We start from the raw sequence: 20,934 nt of genomic DNA on the forward strand, positions 1-20,934 counted from the left end.
CTCTCTAAGCAGGATAGTCCTTTTAATAAAAACAATAAATATGTTCTGTGTTGACATGCTTTCTGATAAAATATAGAGAACAGATAGACCATAGTCGGTACAGAACCCATTAAACGAAGGACTAATTTTCTATCATTGTATTACACCAAGTGACATGTTTTTGTATAAAGGAGTTTTTTGCTATGGATTATTTATTATTCGGTGTTATTGCCTATTTGATTGGCTCTATTCCATTCGGCTTAATTGTAGGGAAATGGTGGTACCAAACCGATATTCGTGAACACGGGAGCGGCAATCTCGGAGGAACTAACACGTTTCGTGTATTAGGGGTGAAGGCCGGGCTCACAGTAACTATTGCTGATATTTTGAAAGGAACGCTAGCAGCTAGAATTCCATGGGTTTTGGATAGCGAAGCCAATTTATTAATTGTAGGAATCTTTGCTGTTATAGGTCATATGTATCCCATTTTTGCGCGCTTTAAAGGTGGAAAAGCAGTGGCAACTTCAGCAGGCGTCATCTTAGCTGTAGAACCTATCCTGTTCATCGTAATGCTTCTAACGTTCTTTCTCACCCTATATATAACTAAATATGTATCTTTATCATCCATGCTTACTGGAATGGTAACCATCATTGTCTCGATTCTATTACAGCATATTGCAATAACGATTGTTTTAACTATTTTAACATTGTTTGTCATCTATCGTCATCGCACAAACATTAAGCGTATTCTTAACAAGACAGAACCAAAGATAACGTGGATGTAGTAAGAAATACTAAAAGAACCCTCGCTTGTCCAACAACTAGCGAGGGTTCTTTTAGATACTTATGCCTAATATCCATAGTCAAAATCAATGTCATGACTTGTGTAGTAATACACATCAAAATGCTCCGTTTTATTTTGTACAAACGAACACTTAAAACCACCGGCTATCTTCCACATTGCATACGTTTTACTGTCTACTTGCTCGACTAACAATAACTCCTCATGTTCATTATGCAGTAAGGCAGTACCTCTCATATGGTTGACCTCCCAAATGGACAGGATTTGAACTAGTATATGCAGGAGAAAGGAGAGATAGGAGTCAATTTGTGTAATAATCGAAACTTATCTCTTTGGAACACGACTTACTATCAGGTATAATGGAAATCAATCGACCTAATAATAGGAACATAGCACATTCTGTAAGTATAAAAATTGAATAAATAAACTCCAATCCTTTATACTTTGAATAGTTCCAGTTAGTAGTATGAAAGGAGTCATCGTTATGAATCAGACCGATCTTAACACGAAAAAGCAGCTACCTTCTAAAGAAGAACGACATAAATTATTTGGTTCTGTCGATCCAGGACCAAGAACTAAACCAGTAGAAAAAGATAAAATGCCAGATTTACAAAATTCAAGGGAAGATTTCCTCTTTGATTTAGATGCGGTGGGGATTACGAATGTGAAGCACCCTATCCGAATTCACAGCTCCAAAAAGCCGGAAATCCAAACAACAGTCGGTACGTTCCGCTTCTCGTCAAGCATTAGTAAAGGAAGTAAAGGTACCAACATGAGCCGCTTCACAGAACAACTTGAAAAGTATCACAACGAAGGATTCGCGATTGATTTATTTACGTTAAAGAAATTTACGAAAGAATTAGCTGACCGCCTGGAACAAAAGGACGCCTTTATTGAAGTATCGTACCCTTGGTTCTTTGAACGGAAAGGCCCATTCTCAGACCTCGCCGGCATGAACCATGCTGATGCTTCCATGAAAGTACACTACCATCAGGATACAGGCTACGACATAGAAGTCAGCCTGAACGGTACAATCACGACCCTTTGTCCTTGCTCTAAGGAAATTAGTGAATATTCAGCTCATAACCAGCGTGGCCAGGTTTCCATGTCAGTGACACTAACGGATGATTTTGACGAAAACAGCATAGATTGGAAATCAGCCCTCTTAGAAGCTGCTGAATCTAATGCTAGCGCCCGCATTCACCCAGTGCTAAAAAGACCGGATGAAAAAGCTGTAACGGAACAAGCTTACGAAAACCCTCGCTTTGTGGAGGACATCGTACGTTTAGTATCAGCAGACTTATATGAGCTGTCCTATGTAGAGAAGTTCTATGTTTCCTGCCGTAACGAGGAATCTATTCATTTGCATGATGCTATCGCTGAGATCACCTATGATAAGACAAGTGAGTGATGTAGGATGAAACGCTTTTTCCTTGCTATTATTCGCTTTTATCAAAAGGGAATATCACCTATGACGCCTCCATCCTGCCGCTTCTATCCCACCTGTTCCCAATATGGAATGGAGGCTATAGAACGGCATGGAGCCACTAAAGGGGCTTGGTTGACCATTAAACGAATATCAAAATGCCATCCACTTCACCCCGGCGGGTTTGACCCTGTTCCGGAAAAAAAGGAAAAGGCATAAATAATCCCCCTCTGCCTATAGTACCAGAGGGGGATTTCTATTGTTTTGATACCAAAATACTGCGAAGGATTTGGCACAACGCCGGCAGCATTTACATAGTAATTCTTTTTCCAAACAGCTTGACCCCTACAGAAAACCAAACAATGATCATTCCAATTAGCCATAGCAACGAGTCACTGGCTGCCCCTAACCCTTGATCATACAGCACAACGGTTTTCAACCCGTTCATAGCATGAAAAATAGGAACAATATTTGCCATAGAAACAAGCAGTTCGTTTTGGACAATTTCGATCGGCCAATAAGCTCCGCCAAGCATCGCAAAGCTGACAGCAACAATCGGTGTTATGGCACTTAATTGCTGCATATTGCGAGATAGGCAAAGCAGCACCATCCCAACAGCCATTGTGGCAAGAACATATAACGCTAGCATAATTGCCACAGCACCCAATCGTTCTCCCCACTCTATTTGGAATACATACTTCCCGACTAATACAAGGACAAGAAGCTGACTATAGCCAATAAGGAAGCTATAGACAATATTAGCACTATATATTTTCCAAGTAGATACTGGGGAGATAACTAATCGATTCAATATTTTTTTCTGTTCATCCTCTATCATTTCTCCCAAAGTAAAAATGATGGTGTACATAGTAAAGAATAGTGTAAAGCCAACTAATGCTTGAAACGTTGCATCATATATAACAGCTTCCTCCTGGCCAAAAGCTGCTTTATTAACATATACCGGGGTCTGTTGTGCTAATGTGGTCTCTACATTGCTTCGGATGACAGATTCATTCATTCCCAAATCCTCAGGTAAAGCCTGGACTATATCAGTAGTCATTGCTGCTTCTAAATGGAGCTTTCTTGCCGCATCCTGCACACTTTGCTCCACGAGCTGAACCTCCTGGGAGTCTGTTAAGCGATAGATGGTAAACGATACTGCTTGCCCGTTTTCCACTTGTTCCAGTGCCCCCGCGTTTAGTTCTATTCCTGCTCCATACGCTCCGCTAATCAAGCCTTCTTCAAGCTCCGGCGCGCTCACTTCTTCTACTTCGAACCAATCCGGTTGTTCAAGCAAGGTTAGAAAACGTTCGGTTGCAGCACTTTTTTCCTCCACCACAACCGGTAATGTGGAGGGGGAGCCTGTGCCGGATAAGGAAAAGAAAAAAGTGAAAGCGATAGGCAGAATGAGCATAATGACAAACAGCCACTTATGTTTTCTAAACCCCTTCCATCTTGCCCATAGTAACGCTCTCATTAGAATACCTCCTTTTTCTGCCATAAAAGGAGAAACGCTAAGGAGATAAATATGATTCCATTCATACCAATAGCAAGAAAAGAGGCAGACATTTCAGCAAGAGGCATTCCTTGCATAACATGAAGGAATGCTTGGAGAGATGCGCCATTGAGAATAGAGTTTCCAATGAGCTGTATGCTTTCAGGCAAGGAAGCTGTTTTAATAAAACTTCCCCCAAGCATAGCTAAAAAGGGAATAAGAACATTTTGAAAAAGATTATTGATATCGAACCCTTCTGAGGAAACCATCGTCATCGCAGAGAGAAATACAGCTAAGCAAGCAACGCTAACCGAGACTATCAGCATAACAAGCAACAAAGCCGTCACATCTCCAAAACCAATTTGGAAAATGACCTTTGCTAGTACAAATAAACTAATAAATTGCAGAAACGTTAATAATAAAGCTCCTGTAAATTTTCCAAGGAGAACATGCCACACACTGCTTTTCGATGCTCTGATTCTATCATATGTCTTATTCCTTATTTCATCTTTCGTGTACAAGCTAACAAAGCTAGCGAGATAAAGCATAAACATAACCGCCATCCCTGCAGTATAATACTGTAATCCAGATATTGCGGTTAATCCATTTATACTCGCTTTTTCGATTTTAATTTCCGCCTGTTGATTATCCGTAAACTTAGCCTCCTCCATCATATTCCGTATAGACATACCAATTTCTTCTCCGAGATTTCCTTGCTCGGTCATGAAAGAGAGCAGCATGTCCTTCTTTAGGATAGAAGTGGATAACTGAGTAGAAAAGGTAGTAACCAGACTGCTTACAATTTCGTTCTTCCATGCTTGATCTGGATGCTGAATTAGAGTAATAGGCACATCCATAGTCTCAGGCAATATCATACCCTCTAGAACGTCTTGATTGAAAGTAGGAGGAAACGAGATAATACTAGCAATTTCATCTTCCTTCATTTGTGCATTCGCTTCTTCTAACGAAACAATCTCATAGTCTATTAGATCTTTCAGTGAATCGTTTTCCAATACCTGCTCTGTAAAGAGGGTTACAAAATCAAGCTCGGCTGATTCGGAAAGAGCGCTATCTGCACCACCTTGACCGGCAAGAAACTGTTGAACAGCAGGCTCCTTGAAGGAGGCTGGTTCAGCGTTATGTACCACTGCTACACGAATGGTATCTATTTCACTAGTACTACTCATCAATTGACCAACAGTAAAGCCAAGCAAAATAGTTAATAATGCTGGCATTAATAAGATTATCAGCAGTGCTTTCTTATCTTTCAGCATTCGTTTGATATCTTTCCATGCATGGGTCCAAATCATTGCTACCCCCCCTATTCATCTCTAAGTTTTCTGCCAGTTAAATATAGAAAAACATCCTCAAGCCTTGGTGTAGTTACTTCTACGTTGCGAATCCGCATACCTAATTCCTTTGCGATAGTAAATATCTCAGGAAGAACATCCGCCTGTTTATGTATGCCAATTTGAAGAATACCATTATGTAATTCGGTATAAGAAACATCAGGCAGCTCTGTAATCCTCGCTTGAAACTCTTCATGCATGGGAGCTGCTTCCATGGAAATTATATCCTGATGCTCCATCATATCGGTTAATTCTTCTCTTGTACCTAAGGCAATAACGTCTCCGTGATCCATAATGGCGATACGGTCGCAAAGAAACTCAACCTCTTCCATGTAGTGACTTGTATATAATATCGTCATCCCTTCAGTATTTAGGTCTTTTACCATTTCCAATATATAATTTCTAGATTGAGGGTCTATCCCAACAGTTGGCTCGTCTAGCATTAGCACATCTGGCTTATGTAACAATGCACAGGCTATATTTAAGCGACGTTTCATACCACCTGAAAAGCGCTCGACTTTTTCGGATGCCCTATCTAGAAGACCAACCTTATACAAAACAGAATCAATTCTCTCTTGTCTCTCTTTCTTTGGAACCTTATACAGCTTTGCAAAAAATTGTGCATTTTCTTTGGCAGTAAATTCAGGATAGATAGCTAGTTCCTGAGGAACATAGCCAAGAGAAGCACGAAGTGTACGAGAATCATGAAGGGTGGATGCGCCTTTGTATCGTATATCACCTGAGGTAGGCTTTAACAAGGTGGCAATCATGGAGATTGTGGTGGACTTCCCTGCTCCATTGGGTCCAAGCAATCCAAATATCTCTCCTTTCTGTATCGTTACGTTAATGGATTTTACCGCTTCGTGCTGGGAGAATTTCTTCTGAAGTGATGATAATTCTATTAGCATCATCATTCCTACCTTCCTGTTTTTAGATTGTCTAAAGCCTTACCATTTGAAACTATCTCATCCATGTACTACCATTAATATGAAGAACAATTGATTTTACTAGGGGTGAAAGCATGAAATTATCTGTTCAAGAACAAGCAGCAAACTGGTATAAAGACGAGTTAGAGCTAGAGAAGGATTCATCCCTCCGTTTCTTTGTTAGGTATGGTGGTGTAGGAGGTTTGAAGCCTGGATTCTCCTTAGGCATTCGACCAGAAGAACCAGTCGAACCAGTTGCCGAGGATACGGTTAAAGATGTACAGTTCTATATAGAACAAGAAGATGCATGGTATTTCGATCATCATGATGTTACAGTCTACTACAATGAAGACAAGCAGGAGCCAGATTTCGAATATAAAGACACCACTTCATGATATTCTATTTCCGGCATAAAAAGCCCTTCTTTCCGGTGAAGAAAGAAGGGCTTTTTCATGCTAAAGTTCCTATTCGGATAAATTAAATCGTTTAATGTGCTCCGTTAAACCTTCCGATCGCAAAACTTCCAGCTGTTTTTCCCCCATAACATCAAAATGAGGATACGGATTTTCATGTATCCAGTGAGCCTGTAAATTATATTGCTTTCCCCAAGCAATCAATTTATCCTGATTACAACTGCCGACCTTCGTAACGGTCTTTGCATCAGGAAACCGATCGTCTAGCCAATAATGAGTCAAAAAGGCAATATCCCCCTGTTTCACCTTCCGTTTCCATTCAGCTAATTCCTGTTTGGTTACACCAAATGCCACTCGTCACGCATCTCCCTTTGCATCCATATAAGCCTGATGAATATCAGGAAAAACCTTTCTGATGGATACTGGCTTAAAGGATTCTTTTCTCACACATACGTGCTTTGTGCTTCCTGTTACAGCTGTTTCTCCTTCAGGGGTTTGCACCTCATACCCATAGGTTACCCGCAATCCATCATAGGACGCTACCCAGGTGAGCACTTTGGCTGTTTGTCCATAACGGAGCGGCTTTTTAAACTGCAGATCAGCATCGACCAGAGGGGAGAGGATACCGCTCTCCTCCATCTCATGATAACGAAAACCTAATTCTTCAATTAGTACAGTACGTCCAATCTCAAACCAAATCAAATAATTAGCATGATAGACGACTCCCATTTGATCTGTCTCTTGATATCGTACTTTTACTTCTGTTTCTGTAACCATCATATTTCTCTTCCTTTCACTGCCTGCCAAGCTTTTTCTACATCATCCTTCGCAAGTTCAAATGGATCTTCACCGTCTCCGTTATCTATCCGAAGGGCTTGATATTGTACCGCTTCGTCCACCAGGTTACTGACAAATCGACCGTTACCTTCTGTCGTATGCTCCCTGTATTGTTCTTCTAAAAAGGACAAAGCATATTCACTTAGATGATATTTATATTGCTGCGCCTGATAGGTGGTCATGTCCACCAGCTCCTCTGCTTCATAATCTGGAAAATGGAAAAACTTTTTAAAGCGGGAGGATAATCCTGGATTACTTTGGATGAGCTGGCGCATTTCTTGTTTATACCCTGCCAGGATGACAACTAGATTTTCATTATGCTTAGTCATTTCATCCACTAAAGTATCCACTGCCTCTTTTCCGAAATCATTGCCACCAGATTGAAAGAGGGAATACGCCTCATCAATGAAAAGAACGCCCCCAAGAGACTCCCTTATCTTCTTCTTCGTTTTCATAGCGGTTTGGCCAACGTATCCGGCTACTAAATCACTTCTCGATGCAACCACCACATGGCCACGCTTTAGTAACCCGCATTCCTTTAATACACCCGCATAAATATGAGCAACTGTTGTCTTTCCCGTTCCAGGGTTACCAGAAAAGACAGCATGCAATTGAATGGGTACAGTCGGCAGCCCTTGTTCCCGTCGATCCTGCTGCATTCTAACAAAGGAGGATAGCTTCTTCACTTCTTCTTTAACAGGCTGTAGCCCTATTAACGCTTCTAACTCCTCGAGCGGAGCTACGTTATCCTTCTCTCCATCGAGCACTTCTGAAAAATGCTCCGATTCCAGACGCATATAATCGAGCCAGTTTACTTCATTATGATAGGATGCATGTGCTCCCTTATGGAAAATAGTTTGAAGCACAATATTCTTTACAGATCTGGCATTACCAAAGCTCTCATCCACTTTACGCTTATCTATCGCGGATTCTAAACGAGCCAGCGCCTCATACGTGAAGAAATAATCATTCTCTAATGCTGTCATTTCGCCTATATAAATCAACTCGTCCATTGTGTAGTTTGGCAGTGTAATATGATTTTGTTCGGGGAAGCGGCTGCGTAGTCCAGGGTTACTCCATAAAAATTGACGCATTTCTTCTGGATAACCAGCCATGATTACAGCAAATTTATCTCCATACTCTTTACTAGTCATGGCTGATACTAGCGTATCAATAACAGCCTGCCCGTAATCATTTCCAGTTTGCCCTTCTCTTTTTAAGCTGTATGCTTCATCAATGAATAGAACCCCACCAATGGCCTGCTGCACATAATTCATTGTATTTTCCTCTGATTGCCCAACATAGGACCCAACTAGATGAGAACGGTTTACTTCAATGACTTCCTTCGTGTCTAACAGTCCCAGCTCATAGTAAATGTTCGCTAGCAAACGAGCAATTGTAGTCTTTCCCGTCCCAGGGTTTCCGCTTATAATCATGTGAAGCTCTGGCTCATCACTCATGTGAAACCCTAAGTTCTTCCTCTTTTGTTGATATTTCAAATATTGATAATATCGATGAATATATGACTTGATTTCATCTAACCCAACCATATCATCCAATTGGGTTAAAGCATCATGCTCTCCATCTTTTGTAAGGCTGTTCGGAAGCATCTGTCTTAAATCTAATACAAGAGCATCCAGCTGCCTCAACCATTCATTTACGTTAGATTCCGAAATATGATTAACACCATTCATTTCATTCGCCTGAAATGGCTCTAATTCTCGTACTAGTCCATCCAGTGCTTCCTGACCTTTTTGTAATAATGAGGTAGTGGAAGACATTCTTACTGAAGGGTAGGTGGTTGCGTGTGTGGACCAATTCTCCTCTAATGTCTCTACCTTCTGTATGATTTGTTCTACCTTTTTCCGCTTAACGGATTGATGGTCTGACCCATGAATCATGAGCTCACGAAATTGCTCGTTTTGAATGAGCTGGAGATGGCGGCTTATATCTACTAGCTCATCCAGGTGTGTAACTATGGCATCCTGCTCTCCATTTTGCTTTGCCTTCGCTACAAACTCACTAGCAAGGTCATCTAATTCCATAGTGGATCGCTGCATTCTATAATAAGCAATCAGAGCATAAAGACGACTCCTCAAATCCGGTTCCAGTTCATCCTTTGTTTGCTCGACTCTATCCATATATCGTAACGCCTCCGCCTCATGTAAAGGGGGGGGCATCGTTATATCCGTCCAACTTTGTAGTTTCATCCGTTTATCCTGCTCTATAGTCATCAAATCATCCTTGTTCTTCTATATTCCATTATTTCATTTTATCACACGATAACGACAAAGTAAGGCAGGATGCATGGACTACCAGACAAAAAATTTAACAAAAAGCGCTGTCAATGAACGTGTTCCACAGTATCCTATGTCTAACAGCTAGCAAAACAACCGGGCTGACAAACTAGAGTAATTACTTTGTCACAAGCTCTGTTTATGCTTGTAGTTTATTTTTCTGGATGGCAAGTCTCAGATGAACTCCAATAATAAATCATTGTTATTAAATAAATCCTGGTGGGACATATCCACCAGGATTTATCTTACGTGACTTAGAGGTCTCCCTCTTGCTGATAATGTGATTCATCTTTTATTTCATTACGCATCGCATCTATGGACTCTTCCCGACGTTTATTTTTCGCTTCAATCTGCGCCTTTTCATCTTCTGATGCAAATTGCATTGAATCATGTGCTTCCTCGATATTTTCAATAGTATTTTGAACATTTTCGATTAATCGACTAACGTTATCACTGCGATCATCTGGATTAACCTGCTGTTTTTGTTTAGCCACGATAGTGTCCTCCTACTTTTTCCCTTTTGTTTGAATGACTTTCGGTTTATGAGCGTCTTGCATTTGCATTTGCTTGCCTTTATTTCCTCCAGCCTCTCGGGAGTTTGTTCCTAGGTGGCTTGGAGTAAAATGTTTAGAATCTTTTTTTGGATTACTCATTGGTGTCACTCCTCTTAAAGATCTTCACTCTATATTGTCTGCTGATGGAAGGCAAATATACAAAAAACAGATAACCATTGGTTACCTGTTTAATGTATCGTTCATTCGCTGATCTATTTTTTCTTCAATTTGGTTAATTAAATCTTCATCCTCAATAATAGCCTGACGATTTAGCTGTATGAGTTCCTCAAAAGTAGGTTTTTTCTTTCTGCTCATGGGGATTTCGCTCCTTTTAGGTTGTTACTAAAGGATTACCCTAATTTTCAGAAAATATACCTGTTTATTTGAGTTTTTCTTTCATCTCCTTCATATAGGACATATTCATAGGACCTACCTTTGGAGCCTGTTGAATGGTTCCGTCTGTCCCGATGAAATAAGTGGTCGGCAAGGCTTGGGCTCGAAAAAGGCTGTTTGCATCATTGTTAGGATCAAGCAGCACCTTAAATGTATATCCATTTTCCTTCACATATTGAGCAATTTTGTCTCTTCCGCCTGTTTCCGTAGCTGTTGCATTTACCGCAATAATGGTTACTTCCTCGCCATATTCTTCATGAAATTGCTGCATTTCTGGCATTTCCTCTCGACAAGGTGGGCACCAGGTGGCCCAGAAATTTAAGTATACTTTTTGCCCTCTAAAATCAGATAAATGCACTTTTTCTCCCTCTAGCGTTTCTAATTGAACATCAGGTGCTTCTTCGCCTACCTTTAATCCCTTCGGTGCATTGGGAGGTGTCATAGCTGATCCCTCAGGTGCTTCACTCGTGGAGTGCTGGTCACTTTTAGCGGTTGAGCTTGTATCTAATACACTGTAGATGGTATATCCAAATAAAGCTAATATAATAACAGCACCAATGATGCGTTTCATCATTTTAAACACTTCCTTTTTCCAGTTACTCTGAAGTCTAATACGTACAAGGCAAGCCAAACGGCAAACCCCGTCCAAATCCACCAATCGGTTATGTGAACAGTATGAAAGATAATATAGGTGAAAATAAGGGCAGGAATAATAGATAATGCGACACGAACACTAAAGATTCCGTTATGAAGAGCATTCTTTGCAAACCAATAGGAAAGCGAGGCAAAAATACAAATGATACCAATCACAATGCCTTCCTTATATATGGTAAATATATATGTACTTGCACTCCAATATACCCCAACAAAAAACAATAATGATGACATAGTAAGTTGAAACAGCTGTGTAGTGCTCAACGAATCCTTCCGAAGAATAACGTAATACATGCCTATTGCTGATGTCAATCCAAGCATTATCCCTAAGGTACCGCCATTGTAATATATAAGCCGTAGCGGGTTAGCGAAGACATCAATGGGATGTAAAATTATATAGCTACCTTTCCAAATTAGAACACCCGCTGTACATGCATAGGCTAATTCCATCGGAACGAATTGGGTCGTTACAATGGCATGCTTTCGTTGTAGTATGTATAACCACAGCATCGCAAGAAGAACAGAAAGGATGTATGTAAAAGATTGTGCTGATAAAACAAATGGCCCTAAGGCTAATGTATAATTCATGTATGTTCTCCTTACATGCAACTTTTGATTCTAATATTAAGGAGAAATGGAAGAGATGTAAAGGAGCTTACGTCAGATGTTAGGATTTTGTCACTATTGATTTGACCAGACCGTACTCTTTTCATTTCATCTCCCATATGGGGAATATGTAACACAAAACGAACCGCTCAGGCATTCATACCTTAACGGTTCGTTCCATTGTTAACACTATGTTGTTTGTAATTTATCTCTTAATACTTTTTGTAAAATACCACCGTGGCGATAATAATCAATTTCTACCCCACTATCGAAACGTGCTACTACATTGAAGTGCGTTTTATTTCCTTCTTCATCCGTAGCTGTAACTTCTACCAAATCATGAGGCTTAACTGTTTCATCAATGTTAATATCAAAGCTTTCTTTTCCTGTTAGCCCTAGTGAATCAGCGCTGTCTCCTTCTTTAAATTGAAGAGGAAGTACGCCCATCATAACTAGGTTAGAACGGTGAATACGCTCAAAGCTTTCCGCTATAACTGTTTTAATGCCTAGAAGGTTTGTACCTTTTGCAGCCCAGTCACGAGAGCTTCCCATCCCGTAATCCTTACCTGCAACTACAATTAAGTTGGTACCATCTTCTTGATACTTCATGGCAGCATCATAAATTGGCATAACCTGTTCTGTAGGCCAGTACGTTGTATAACCACCTTCTGTGCCTGGGGCTAATTTATTTCGAATTCTAATATTGGCAAATGTTCCTCGCATCATAACTTCGTGATTTCCTCGACGAGAACCGTAGGAATTAAAATTACGAGGCGATACACCTTTATCCTGTAAATATTGACCAGCTGGCATGTCCTTCGCAATAGCACCTGCAGGGCTGATATGGTCCGTAGTGACAGAATCACCAAACTTACCAATGGCACGCAGATTCTTTAAATCCTTCACTTTGTCTGGATCTTTAGCTAATCCAACGAAGAAAGGAGGGTTTTGGATGTAAGTAGATTCCTCATCCCAATCATACAATGGTTCATCCGTTGTATTGATTTCATTCCATTTCTCATTTGAATCAAATACATCTTCATACTCTTTACGGAAGATTTCCGGATTAACATTTTTATCGATTTCATTTTTGATTTCATCCATTGTTGGCCAGAGGTCATGGAAGAATACATCCTTCCCATCCTTATCCTGACCAATCGGCTCTTTGTAAAGATCCACATCTACTGTTCCTGCTAGGGCATATGCAACAACAAGTGGTGGAGATGCAAGATAGTTTGCTTTTACAAGCGGATGAATACGTCCTTCGAAGTTACGGTTTCCAGAAAGAACAGAGGATACCGTTAAATCATTCTCTGCAATAGCTTCCTCAATTTCAGGTGCAAGCGGTCCTGAATTTCCGATACAGGTTGTACAGCCGTAGCCTACCAGGTTAAAGCCTAATTGTTCCAGATATTGCATAAGCCCTGAATCCTCTAGGTAGCGTGTCACTACTTTTGAGCCTGGAGCTAGAGATGTTTTAACATATTCTGGTACCTCTAGACCTTTTTCTACAGCTTTTTTCGCCAATAAGCCCGCTCCAAGCATTACATGAGGATTGGAGGTATTGGTGCAAGAGGTTATAGCAGCAATAGCTACACCACCTGTTTTCATGTTAGAGCTCTTTCCATTTGGATGCTCTATCGTTACTGCTTTATCTTTCTCTTTGTCACTTAGGCCAAAGCCTTGATTTCCTTCCGGTGCAGTTAATGCATGGTTAAAGGATTCCTTCATTTCTGAAAGTGGAATTAAATCTTGAGGACGCTTAGGACCAGACAGGTTAGGTTCCAGCTCACTAAGGTCAATTTCCACTAAATCTGTAAATTCTGGATCTTCCTGATCAGGAGAATAGAAAAGGTCGTTCTCTTTACAATATTGTTCTACTACCTGGATATGTTCTTCTGTACGTCCCGTTAGACGAAGGTATTCCAGTGATTCTTTATCTACAGGGAAGAATCCGCACGTTGCTCCATATTCTGGAGCCATGTTAGAAATGGTTGCTCGGTCAGCTAGCGGCATGTCTGTCAAGCCTGGTCCGAAGAATTCTACGAACTTGCCTACTACGTTTTTCTCACGAAGCTTTTGTGTAACCTTTAGTGCAAGGTCAGTAGCAGTAGTCCCAGATGGGAAGCTTCCCTTTAGCTTAACACCAATTACTTCTGGAGCAGGGAAATAAGAAGGCTGTCCGAGCATACCTGCTTCGGCCTCAATGCCTCCAACTCCCCAGCCCAGAACACCAAGACCATTAATCATAGTAGTATGGGAATCTGTTCCCACTAGTGTATCTGGATATGTCTCATATTCGCCGTTGTCATTTTCAACGGCATGCACAACGTTCGCTAAGTATTCCAGGTTTACCTGGTGAACAATTCCAGTTGCAGGTGGAACTGCCTGATAATTGTTAAAGGCTTTTTTAGCCCAATTCAAAAATTCATACCGTTCTTTGTTACGTTCAAACTCTAATTCCATATTTGCTTTTAAGGCATTTGGCGTACCATATTCATCTACTTGCACAGAGTGGTCAATAACAAGGTCAACTGGAACCTCTGGATTGATTTCATCAGGGCTTCCCCCCATATCAACCATAGCTTTTCGCAATGAAGCTAAGTCCACAACTGCTGGAACCCCAGTAAAGTCCTGTAAAATAACACGAGAAGGCTTAAATGGAACATCAACGCTTTCCGCATCTTTGCTTCCCCATTTTGCTAATTTCTCGATGTGTTCCTTTTGAATTACTTCTCCGTCTTCCTGACGAAGAACGGATTCAAGAAGGACACGAATGGAGTATGGGAGACGAGATATCTTCCCGTAGCCTGCATCTTCAAGCTTGCTTAACTGGTAATAATTATACTTTTTGCCATTCACTTCAAATTGATTACGCGCATGAAAAGTATCGTTTCGTGCCATAAACTATTTACCCCCTCAAACAATATAAATCGAGAAAGCCTCTTCGGCTTCTCCTACCCCAAATGATAACTTTCAGATTATTAAAAAGAAAATCTGCAATTTACATTTTAAATGAAAACGATTTATAAGTAAAATATTTCGTTACAAATTTTCTAATAATAAAGATCAGGAGGTGGTAAAAAGTGAACAGTAAACGAAAATCAAATCATGCAGCAACTGGAATGAACCATGCCAAGGCTCAAGGTAAGGGTGCTGGTTTTAATGAAGAGGGAAAACAAAACCCAAGAATGCCAGAAGAAATAATGAATAATCAAAAACGCAAAAAAAATCAATAATTCTTATTTCCATAAAAAAATCGGCTTCCATAACGGAAGACCGATTTTTTTATTGAGATATGTCATCCATCAATGATTGCAAATCTTGCTGATATTGCTTTAATTGCTCGTATTGATGTTCACTGGCAACCTCTAACGCTTTATCAATTTGAACATACGCTTCATTCACTTCTTGTGTTAAATGGGCAAGTTCTTTGCCATAGTCTGCTTTTCCAATGGACGTAATTCGCTGTTCGTTAGCATTTACAGCCTGTGTATAGCCTTGTTGAGCAGCTTGGAAAGCTTGTTGCTTATCCTTATGATAGGGCATATAGACACCACCTTTATTTCTTTATACCGTAGTATGACCTAATTAAAAAAAGCCCATACATTGGGATGTATAGGAGAATTCATTGCGTCAAACAATAAAACTACAATAGGAAAGGAGGAATTGCTATGTCCGGAAAACCAAAAGGACCAAAGCAGCAAGACCGTGTAAATCTTCCTAAAAGTAAACCACAGCCATACGGTGAACAGATGAGTGGCTCACATCGCACGAAAAATGGGAACCATACTCGTCAGAAAAACCACGCATCCCATGATATGTAACAACTTAAACTTGTAGGGGAATGCTTACCGCATCCCCCTAGATACGTTCCCCATATTTGTTTTGTTGAGGCTGTACTTGGAACTAAGTGTAACTGCCTATTATTTCAGAGTAGAGCTCTTTGTTAAGATGTGAATCCCCTTCGTAAGCAAATCTGTATAATATGTATGCTCCTTGGTTTGTGTATGCTTCTCTAATACTTCCTTCATCCATACAAAGCAGTTTATTAACATAGAGGTTGCTATTCCTCTAGCAGTCAAAACACCGTTTACCCATTCTACATAATCCAGAAAAATCGAATCCATTTTATACATTGCCGCCGCTTCCAGTTGTTCAATATGGTACTGCGTATCCTGTCGAATATGCTCCAGCTTTTCTTCATCATAATACACGATTAATTCTGGGTGGGTTTGGATGAATTTATCATAGACAACATTTATTGTTTCTTCACGTAAGGTTACGGAATACAATACATCCCCTCCTCTTTATCTTACTGTATAATACTATCTAGAAGAATACACAAAAAAGAATGCTTAAATTACTTTAAGCATCCATTTCTTGTATGGGCAAGAGAACTCGGAAAATACTACCGAACGGTTCGTTATTAATAATTTCTAATCTTCCATGATGGCGTTCTAATATTTGCTTCGTAATCATTAGACCAAGTCCTGTTCCATTCTTCTTCGTCGTGAAGAATGGTTCTGTTATTTTATTGATTAGATGTCTCGGTATTCCAGGCCCTTCATCTTTCACATCGATTGCGTAAAAGGAGTCTATCTGCCTCGTTTCTATTGTAATTTGCCCACCATCTTCCATGACCTCAACCGCATTTTTGATGACATTTATGAACACCTGTTTAATCTGTGAGCGATCGCAATGTACGTAATAATTTTGATTACAATCCAGAACAAGGTGTATATGCTGTAGCTTAGCCTGTGACTCCAGCAGAGTACATACATCCTCTAACATAGAGGCTAGCGATTCCGATTTAATATCGTTTGTCATCGGCTTGGATATAAATAATAATTCTGAGGTGATGGTCTCCATCTTTTCAATTTCCTCATTCATTATAGAATAATATCCCTCTTTCCCCTCCACCCCTAGTTGCAGGAGCTGTAAAAAGCCTTTAATAGAGGTAAGGGGATTGCGTATTTCATGAGCTATCCCTGCAGCCAGCTGACCAGCTACTGACATCTTCTCAGAACGAATCATCATCTCTTCAGCTTCTTTGCGATCGGAGATATCCCTTGTAACAACAAGTATGGATTGTGCCCCATTTTCCTGAACCAGCATAGACATCTTTGATTCAACCCAAATATACTTGCCATTTTTTTGCCTAACTTGCAATTCAAGCGTTGCTTCTTGCTCAGGATGTTTCCAAAAAATCTGCAGGAGCTTTTCTTGGTCGTGAGGAGATAAGTATGTTAATGCCCTGCTGCCCTTCATTTCAACAGCATTGTATCCTAATAATTTGTGTACGGAAGGAGTTACATATTGGAGTCTTCCTCGTTTGTCACATACACAAATAACATCAAACCCATTCTCTTCTATCCATGATAAATATGTAGTTGGTAAGTTATGAAAAGAAAAATGTGCACTAGTCCCATTGGATTGGGCATGTGGTGTGTGCTGCTCCCAATCTTCATCTTCATTACGATATTGTTTAGAATGATCTACCATTCATTCGCCCCCTCAACTATACAGGACATACTAACATTTTATCCCACAAAATCATGACTCTTCAAGCAAGAATGAAAAAAACCGGGAAAAAGCTCTATATTTGGTAGGATTTCAATATTGCTCCTGTTACTTGCCATTCTATTCAGAGAATTTTATAATATTACTGTCGAAATTCTTCGCTCTCTCCTTGTTGGATATGACAATGAGAGATAGACCACTAAACCATTCTGTGCTATTCTAGGCAGTAAGAGAGAAGACGAAAAAGGTGATGACAATGAATACTAGTTTCGCCCTGTTTATAGTTGCCTGGACCATTATTATGGTCGTGCTGCTGGCTATTGGCGGATATTTCATGTTTCGGAAATTTTTGAAACGACTGCCAAAGGAAGACGGGAAATCCATAATAGATTGGGAAGAACATTATATTGAGCAAACCTTGCATATGTGGGGGGAAGAACAGAAAGCATTTCTAGAAGAATTAGTTGCCCCTGTTCCCGAGTTATTCCGAGATGTAGCTAAACAAAAAATTGCCGGCAAAATTAGTGAAGTTGCGCTTCGAAAAAAAGCTAACTATATTTCACAAGATATCATAATAGAAGGCTATATTCTCGCCACCCCAAAACGCGATCATAAGTTTCTGAAGAAAACACTACATGATAAAAATATTGATGTACATCCATACCTGCCCTTATTTGACCAATAAACGATACTGTGTATGTTTCATCCCCTTGAGAGGATTTCCTCCTCACAAGGGGATAATTTTATCCTCCGTGCCTTTAAGTGAAAATGTATTATTAAATTCAACTATTCATAATGGTGCAAGGGTTTAATGCTAACCGAATCTTTCTCCCATGACAGTACCTTTGTATAGATCCTCCTAGCCTCAACGAAGGTTTATGGAACAAATAAATAACCCCCGGCTTGTAGGCTGGGGGTTATTACGCTCTCGAAAAAGTATGGAGGGCGGTTTGGTTTCTGTTACAAATACTGTGAATGGGCGGAAAATAGCCCCTGTGAGATTTCGCAGTTGTCCATGCATCCCAGAGGAGTCTGCCCATTTCCACCCCACTGTGCGATAATTAGTGGGAACAGAACCTTACGACAATAAAAGCCCCTGTTCAATTCCATGCCTACATAGACCTCTTCCTTTCCTCATGGAAGCAGAAGAGGTTCAAGCTCATCGTTCGAAAGGTGTTGGCGAAAAGGCGGGCGAGACTCCTATGGGACTGGAGTACAGATGAGACCCCACAGCGACCGGAGGAAGCGAGTAGGCTCAGCGGACGCCCATGGAAAGCGAGTCGTTTCGCCAACACCGCCTCGATACACATAGAAGAACCGATGGAAATTTCTCGACACTCAGAAATAACCCCCAGCTTGTAGCCTGGGGGTTATTTCTGTGCAGCAACAGCTGCTGCCATATCGCGTTCTAATAGTTTACGTTCTACCTGTTTATATTTGATAAGCATTGCTATTCTCCAGGAAAGAATCATCCCAAAGGCTAGAAGAAAGAACATTCCACTCGTTTCACCAAATGAAACGTGTTGACCGATTAAGGTCTTTAATACAATCCGCAATGCTAACAATCCGAACAGAATGAATGCAAATGCTTTGGACGGAATAAGGTAAATATCTTTTTCTCTTATTTCGAACTTTGAGGTCTTAATGAGAAAAATAGAGAAAACAACCCCTACCGAAAATGCTTCCAGCACTTGTATCCATTCTACTCGAAATGGTTCAAACACAAACATTAGTGCACCTGTACTCATAAAAAAAGGCGGTAATATAATTTTCTTTACAGAAGCGGGTTTTCTAGATGCCCGCAATCTAACAAAGATCATCGTCGTCGCCATTAGTACAGCAACAATAGAACTAGCAATGATCCACATATCATCAACTCTTTCTTTTGATTACCACAAGGCTTATGTAGGAATTCTTATCCTAATACGCGGCTGATAGCCTCTAGTACACGGTTTTCATCAAAAGGCTTTACGATAAAATCCTTTGCTCCAGTTTCTATCGCCTCTAACACCATCTTCTGCTGCCCCATAGCTGAACACATAATAATTTTCGCTTCAGGAAATAATCCGATTATACGTTTTAAGGCTTCAATTCCATTCATTTCAGGCATGGTTATATCCATCGTCACAAGGTCGGGATGGGTGCTTTCATACATCTCTACTGCCTGTCTCCCATTTTCTGCTTCCCCTACTACCTTATGGCTGCCATTTTGCAAAATATTGGTTAGTGTCATGCGCATAAATTTAGCATCATCTACAATTAATATATTGGCCATTTCACATTCCCTTCCTTCGCCTATCTATTGATCATTTGCAATAGATAAAATAATGGTCAACGCTACACCGACAACGGTTAAATATACTCCCAAATCAAAAAACATTGCCGTAGCAAGTTCAACCTCGCCCAAAATAGGGACATGGGAAAAGTGGGCAAATGTATGACTAAGGAACGGCACATCAAATACAAAAGAGCCAACTCCCGATAATACAGCAGTGAGCAAACCGAAAGGGATAACATACCGAAAATTAATAGGAATAATTTTTTTTACAGACTCAAATCCGTAAGTCATGTACATTAAGATAATCGCAGCGGCTGTCATCAACCCTCCGATAAATCCTCCACCCGGTGCGTTATGTCCAGCAAAAAATAAATAGATGGAAAATGCCAATAAAATAAACGCGATTAAGATAGTTGTGGTACGTAAAATTAAGTCATTGGTCCTCATTGACAATTCTCCTTTTTTACAGCATACCTTAATGATAATACAAAATAAACGATAATTCCAATCTTGATTAGAATCCCTGGAAACCAAATAGGGTCGCTAAATAGGAAGTAAGAGTCGTCATTAAGTCAAAATATAGGAAAACGCCCATAAATACCATAATGTACCCACCAATCTTAACTAGCCTCGCACTGTTTTTCTTTATCCAGTTCATCTTGCCAATAAAGAAGGAAAGAATTAGAAATGGTACTGAAAATCCAAGAGAGTAACTGATCATGTAAATCATACCGCTGCCTGGATTCGCTGCTGCAAGCGTAAGTACAGACGCTAGTATTGGTCCTGTACACGGAGTCCACCCCATAGAAAAGGCCATACCGATAATACCACTGCCAAGATAGCCAGTCGGCCTATTTTTAAAATGCACCTTCCGCTCCTTCATTAAAAAGTTAAAGTTGAATACTCCGATAATGACAAAACCGAAGAAAACAATTAAAATCGCTCCTAATTGTCGAATTAAATCCTGATATTGGTTTAAAAACTCTCCGATAAAAGTAGTTGAATAGCCAAGTAGAACAAAGATACTTGAAAACCCAATTAGAAAGCTAATCGTATGTATTATACTTCGTTTATTAAGCATAGCATTCTCTGATTTAATCTCATTTACACTCATTCCCGTAATATAGGATAAAAATGCCGGGTAAAGCGGTAACACACATGGTGATATAAATGATAGAAATCCAGCTCCAAATGCTAAAAATATAGTGAGATCTCCCATTGTGATTCTCCCTTTCTCTTCCAACTTCATAATAATAGTAATTTATTTCATTGTAATGAAAAAAAGACATGCTTACTATCGTTTAACCCTATTTTCTTTATGACAGTTTTGTGAGCGAATCCAACTTCACATTTATTTCACAAAGCATAAAAAATCCTTCTTCTGTGGCGAAGAAGGATTCCC

Annotated in this window: 27 protein-coding genes; 7 read left to right on the plus strand and 20 right to left on the minus strand. The window is 40.1% G+C overall.

The features are described 5' to 3' along the window. The first annotated feature begins 182 nt into the window (after nt 1-182). Entirely contained in the window at nt 183-764 is a 582-nt protein-coding gene (gene plsY, locus ACFFGV_RS15420) for a glycerol-3-phosphate 1-O-acyltransferase PlsY (protein WP_377349624.1), read from the plus strand. 65 nt (nt 765-829) lie between these two features. On the opposite strand, the gene ACFFGV_RS15425 is transcribed toward plsY, so the two are convergent. Beyond that, nucleotides 830-1,018, minus strand: coding sequence for a hypothetical protein (locus ACFFGV_RS15425; RefSeq protein WP_377349626.1), 189 nt, complete (start codon nt 1,016-1,018; stop codon nt 830-832). A gap of 247 nt (nt 1,019-1,265) precedes the next feature. Between ACFFGV_RS15425 and folE2 the strand changes: the two genes are divergently transcribed. Continuing rightward, nucleotides 1,266-2,192, plus strand: a complete 927-nt coding sequence (folE2, locus tag ACFFGV_RS15430; RefSeq protein WP_377349629.1) for a GTP cyclohydrolase FolE2 — start codon at nt 1,266-1,268, stop codon at nt 2,190-2,192. A gap of 6 nt (nt 2,193-2,198) precedes the next feature. Next, nucleotides 2,199-2,426: a membrane protein insertion efficiency factor YidD gene (gene yidD / locus ACFFGV_RS15435; protein WP_377349631.1), complete on the plus strand. Its 228-nt coding sequence runs from the start codon at nt 2,199-2,201 to the stop codon at nt 2,424-2,426. A 91-nt stretch (nt 2,427-2,517) separates the two neighbouring features. Here yidD and ACFFGV_RS15440 read toward each other — a convergent pair whose 3' ends face one another. From ACFFGV_RS15440 to ACFFGV_RS15450, 3 genes are read right to left on the minus strand one after another with little or no spacing between them, the layout of a single operon-like run. Continuing rightward, nucleotides 2,518-3,684, minus strand: a complete 1,167-nt coding sequence (locus tag ACFFGV_RS15440) for an ABC transporter permease (protein ID WP_377349634.1) — start codon at nt 3,682-3,684, stop codon at nt 2,518-2,520. Continuing rightward, entirely contained in the window at nt 3,684-5,012 is a 1,329-nt protein-coding gene (locus ACFFGV_RS15445; protein WP_377349637.1) for an ABC transporter permease, read from the minus strand. Before ACFFGV_RS15445 ends, ACFFGV_RS15440 begins: the two co-directional genes overlap by 1 nt. Before the next feature lie 11 nt (nt 5,013-5,023). Further along, nucleotides 5,024-5,965 carry an ABC transporter ATP-binding protein gene (locus ACFFGV_RS15450; RefSeq protein ID WP_377349640.1) on the minus strand — a complete coding sequence of 314 codons (942 nt, stop codon included), beginning with the start codon at nt 5,963-5,965 and terminating at the stop codon, nt 5,024-5,026. Nucleotides 5,966-6,072: 107 nt separating this feature from the next. Between ACFFGV_RS15450 and ACFFGV_RS15455 the strand changes: the two genes are divergently transcribed. After that, the gene (locus ACFFGV_RS15455; RefSeq protein ID WP_377349643.1) at nt 6,073-6,372 is read left to right on the plus strand and encodes a HesB/YadR/YfhF family protein; all 300 of its coding nucleotides are present in this window, start codon (nt 6,073-6,075) and stop codon (nt 6,370-6,372) included. A 69-nt stretch (nt 6,373-6,441) separates the two neighbouring features. Here the strand turns inward: ACFFGV_RS15455 and ACFFGV_RS15460 are convergent, their stop codons facing one another. From ACFFGV_RS15460 to acnA, 9 genes are all read right to left on the minus strand, one after another. After that, a complete protein-coding gene (locus ACFFGV_RS15460; protein WP_377349646.1) occupies nt 6,442-6,744 on the minus strand; it encodes a hypothetical protein in 303 nt (100 codons plus the stop codon). Nucleotides 6,745-6,747: 3 nt separating this feature from the next. Continuing rightward, the gene (locus tag ACFFGV_RS15465) at nt 6,748-7,170 is read right to left on the minus strand and encodes an acyl-CoA thioesterase (protein WP_377349648.1); all 423 of its coding nucleotides are present in this window, start codon (nt 7,168-7,170) and stop codon (nt 6,748-6,750) included. After that, nucleotides 7,167-9,461, minus strand: a complete 2,295-nt coding sequence (locus tag ACFFGV_RS15470) for an AAA family ATPase (RefSeq protein ID WP_377349650.1) — start codon at nt 9,459-9,461, stop codon at nt 7,167-7,169. The genes ACFFGV_RS15465 and ACFFGV_RS15470 overlap by 4 nt, the downstream gene beginning before the upstream one ends. A 317-nt stretch (nt 9,462-9,778) precedes the next feature. Beyond that, nucleotides 9,779-10,018, minus strand: a complete 240-nt coding sequence (gene tlp, locus ACFFGV_RS15475) for a small acid-soluble spore protein Tlp (RefSeq protein ID WP_377349652.1) — start codon at nt 10,016-10,018, stop codon at nt 9,779-9,781. A 12-nt stretch (nt 10,019-10,030) separates the two neighbouring features. Beyond that, on the minus strand, nt 10,031-10,177 hold the full coding sequence (locus ACFFGV_RS15480) for an acid-soluble spore protein N (RefSeq protein WP_377349655.1): 147 nt from the start codon (nt 10,175-10,177) through the stop codon (nt 10,031-10,033). A gap of 81 nt (nt 10,178-10,258) precedes the next feature. Next, nucleotides 10,259-10,393 (minus strand): FbpB family small basic protein, encoded by a 135-nt coding sequence (locus ACFFGV_RS15485; protein ID WP_377349657.1) that lies wholly within the window; start codon nt 10,391-10,393, stop codon nt 10,259-10,261. Between the two features lie 64 nt (nt 10,394-10,457). Beyond that, entirely contained in the window at nt 10,458-11,045 is a 588-nt protein-coding gene (locus ACFFGV_RS15490) for a TlpA disulfide reductase family protein (protein WP_377349659.1), read from the minus strand. Continuing rightward, the gene (locus tag ACFFGV_RS15495) at nt 11,042-11,713 is read right to left on the minus strand and encodes a hypothetical protein (RefSeq protein ID WP_377349661.1); all 672 of its coding nucleotides are present in this window, start codon (nt 11,711-11,713) and stop codon (nt 11,042-11,044) included. The genes ACFFGV_RS15490 and ACFFGV_RS15495 overlap by 4 nt, the downstream gene beginning before the upstream one ends. Nucleotides 11,714-11,920: 207 nt before the next feature. Continuing rightward, on the minus strand, nt 11,921-14,635 hold the full coding sequence (acnA, locus tag ACFFGV_RS15500; RefSeq protein WP_377349665.1) for an aconitate hydratase AcnA: 2,715 nt from the start codon (nt 14,633-14,635) through the stop codon (nt 11,921-11,923). Nucleotides 14,636-14,817: 182 nt separating this feature from the next. On the opposite strand from acnA, the gene sspO reads away from it, so the two are divergent. Then, entirely contained in the window at nt 14,818-14,970 is a 153-nt protein-coding gene (gene sspO / locus ACFFGV_RS15505; protein ID WP_377349667.1) for a small acid-soluble spore protein SspO, read from the plus strand. 49 nt (nt 14,971-15,019) lie between these two features. Here the strand turns inward: sspO and ACFFGV_RS15510 are convergent, their stop codons facing one another. After that, nucleotides 15,020-15,280, minus strand: a complete 261-nt coding sequence (locus ACFFGV_RS15510) for a hypothetical protein (RefSeq protein WP_377349670.1) — start codon at nt 15,278-15,280, stop codon at nt 15,020-15,022. Between the two features lie 125 nt (nt 15,281-15,405). Here ACFFGV_RS15510 and ACFFGV_RS15515 point away from each other — a divergent pair, with 125 nt between their 5' ends. After that, on the plus strand, nt 15,406-15,558 hold the full coding sequence (locus tag ACFFGV_RS15515; protein ID WP_377349672.1) for a small acid-soluble spore protein P: 153 nt from the start codon (nt 15,406-15,408) through the stop codon (nt 15,556-15,558). Between the two features lie 99 nt (nt 15,559-15,657). On the opposite strand, the gene ACFFGV_RS15520 is transcribed toward ACFFGV_RS15515, so the two are convergent. Further along, nucleotides 15,658-16,026 carry a hypothetical protein gene (locus ACFFGV_RS15520; RefSeq protein ID WP_377349674.1) on the minus strand — a complete coding sequence of 123 codons (369 nt, stop codon included), beginning with the start codon at nt 16,024-16,026 and terminating at the stop codon, nt 15,658-15,660. Nucleotides 16,027-16,099: 73 nt separating this feature from the next. After that, nucleotides 16,100-17,236 carry an ATP-binding protein gene (locus tag ACFFGV_RS15525; RefSeq protein ID WP_377349677.1) on the minus strand — a complete coding sequence of 379 codons (1,137 nt, stop codon included), beginning with the start codon at nt 17,234-17,236 and terminating at the stop codon, nt 16,100-16,102. A gap of 274 nt (nt 17,237-17,510) precedes the next feature. Between ACFFGV_RS15525 and ACFFGV_RS15530 the strand changes: the two genes are divergently transcribed. Continuing rightward, on the plus strand, nt 17,511-17,939 hold the full coding sequence (locus tag ACFFGV_RS15530; RefSeq protein ID WP_377349680.1) for a DUF2621 domain-containing protein: 429 nt from the start codon (nt 17,511-17,513) through the stop codon (nt 17,937-17,939). Nucleotides 17,940-18,624: 685 nt separating this feature from the next. On the opposite strand, the gene ACFFGV_RS15535 is transcribed toward ACFFGV_RS15530, so the two are convergent. From ACFFGV_RS15535 to ACFFGV_RS15550, 4 genes are all read right to left on the minus strand, one after another. Beyond that, a complete protein-coding gene (locus tag ACFFGV_RS15535) occupies nt 18,625-19,122 on the minus strand; it encodes a CcdC family protein (protein WP_377349682.1) in 498 nt (165 codons plus the stop codon). Nucleotides 19,123-19,169: 47 nt separating this feature from the next. Beyond that, a complete protein-coding gene (locus tag ACFFGV_RS15540) occupies nt 19,170-19,529 on the minus strand; it encodes a response regulator (protein ID WP_377349684.1) in 360 nt (119 codons plus the stop codon). A 24-nt stretch (nt 19,530-19,553) separates the two neighbouring features. Continuing rightward, the gene (locus ACFFGV_RS15545; RefSeq protein ID WP_377349687.1) at nt 19,554-19,979 is read right to left on the minus strand and encodes a Na(+)/H(+) antiporter subunit B; all 426 of its coding nucleotides are present in this window, start codon (nt 19,977-19,979) and stop codon (nt 19,554-19,556) included. Nucleotides 19,980-20,046: 67 nt separating this feature from the next. Continuing rightward, a complete protein-coding gene (locus ACFFGV_RS15550; protein WP_377349690.1) occupies nt 20,047-20,751 on the minus strand; it encodes a cytochrome c biogenesis CcdA family protein in 705 nt (234 codons plus the stop codon). Nucleotides 20,752-20,934: the final 183 nt, after the last annotated feature.

The organism is Pontibacillus salicampi (genome assembly GCF_042434395.1).
In the GTDB taxonomy this organism is placed as follows: domain Bacteria; phylum Bacillota; class Bacilli; order Bacillales; family BH030062; genus Pontibacillus; species Pontibacillus salicampi.

Bases quoted from the DNA above. Each gene is read 5' to 3' on its own strand.
- plsY (WP_377349624.1), top strand. From the start codon at position 183: ATGGATTATTTATTATTCGGTGTTATTGCCTATTTGATTGGCTCTATT.
- ACFFGV_RS15425 (WP_377349626.1), bottom strand. From the start codon at position 1,018: ATGAGAGGTACTGCCTTACTGCATAATGAACATGAGGAGTTATTGTTA.
- folE2 (WP_377349629.1), top strand. From the start codon at position 1,266: ATGAATCAGACCGATCTTAACACGAAAAAGCAGCTACCTTCTAAAGAA.
- yidD (WP_377349631.1), top strand. From the start codon at position 2,199: ATGAAACGCTTTTTCCTTGCTATTATTCGCTTTTATCAAAAGGGAATA.
- ACFFGV_RS15440 (WP_377349634.1), bottom strand. From the start codon at position 3,684: ATGAGAGCGTTACTATGGGCAAGATGGAAGGGGTTTAGAAAACATAAG.
- ACFFGV_RS15445 (WP_377349637.1), bottom strand. From the start codon at position 5,012: ATGATTTGGACCCATGCATGGAAAGATATCAAACGAATGCTGAAAGAT.
- ACFFGV_RS15450 (WP_377349640.1), bottom strand. From the start codon at position 5,965: ATGATGATGCTAATAGAATTATCATCACTTCAGAAGAAATTCTCCCAG.
- ACFFGV_RS15455 (WP_377349643.1), top strand. From the start codon at position 6,073: ATGAAATTATCTGTTCAAGAACAAGCAGCAAACTGGTATAAAGACGAG.
- ACFFGV_RS15465 (WP_377349648.1), bottom strand. From the start codon at position 7,170: ATGATGGTTACAGAAACAGAAGTAAAAGTACGATATCAAGAGACAGAT.
- ACFFGV_RS15470 (WP_377349650.1), bottom strand. From the start codon at position 9,461: ATGACTATAGAGCAGGATAAACGGATGAAACTACAAAGTTGGACGGAT.
- ACFFGV_RS15480 (WP_377349655.1), bottom strand. From the start codon at position 10,177: ATGAGTAATCCAAAAAAAGATTCTAAACATTTTACTCCAAGCCACCTA.
- ACFFGV_RS15485 (WP_377349657.1), bottom strand. From the start codon at position 10,393: ATGAGCAGAAAGAAAAAACCTACTTTTGAGGAACTCATACAGCTAAAT.
- ACFFGV_RS15490 (WP_377349659.1), bottom strand. From the start codon at position 11,045: ATGATGAAACGCATCATTGGTGCTGTTATTATATTAGCTTTATTTGGA.
- ACFFGV_RS15495 (WP_377349661.1), bottom strand. From the start codon at position 11,713: ATGAATTATACATTAGCCTTAGGGCCATTTGTTTTATCAGCACAATCT.
- acnA (WP_377349665.1), bottom strand. From the start codon at position 14,635: ATGGCACGAAACGATACTTTTCATGCGCGTAATCAATTTGAAGTGAAT.
- ACFFGV_RS15510 (WP_377349670.1), bottom strand. From the start codon at position 15,280: ATGCCCTATCATAAGGATAAGCAACAAGCTTTCCAAGCTGCTCAACAA.
- ACFFGV_RS15515 (WP_377349672.1), top strand. From the start codon at position 15,406: ATGTCCGGAAAACCAAAAGGACCAAAGCAGCAAGACCGTGTAAATCTT.
- ACFFGV_RS15525 (WP_377349677.1), bottom strand. From the start codon at position 17,236: ATGGTAGATCATTCTAAACAATATCGTAATGAAGATGAAGATTGGGAG.
- ACFFGV_RS15530 (WP_377349680.1), top strand. From the start codon at position 17,511: ATGAATACTAGTTTCGCCCTGTTTATAGTTGCCTGGACCATTATTATG.
- ACFFGV_RS15535 (WP_377349682.1), bottom strand. From the start codon at position 19,122: ATGTGGATCATTGCTAGTTCTATTGTTGCTGTACTAATGGCGACGACG.
- ACFFGV_RS15540 (WP_377349684.1), bottom strand. From the start codon at position 19,529: ATGGCCAATATATTAATTGTAGATGATGCTAAATTTATGCGCATGACA.
- ACFFGV_RS15545 (WP_377349687.1), bottom strand. From the start codon at position 19,979: ATGAGGACCAATGACTTAATTTTACGTACCACAACTATCTTAATCGCG.
- ACFFGV_RS15550 (WP_377349690.1), bottom strand. From the start codon at position 20,751: ATGGGAGATCTCACTATATTTTTAGCATTTGGAGCTGGATTTCTATCA.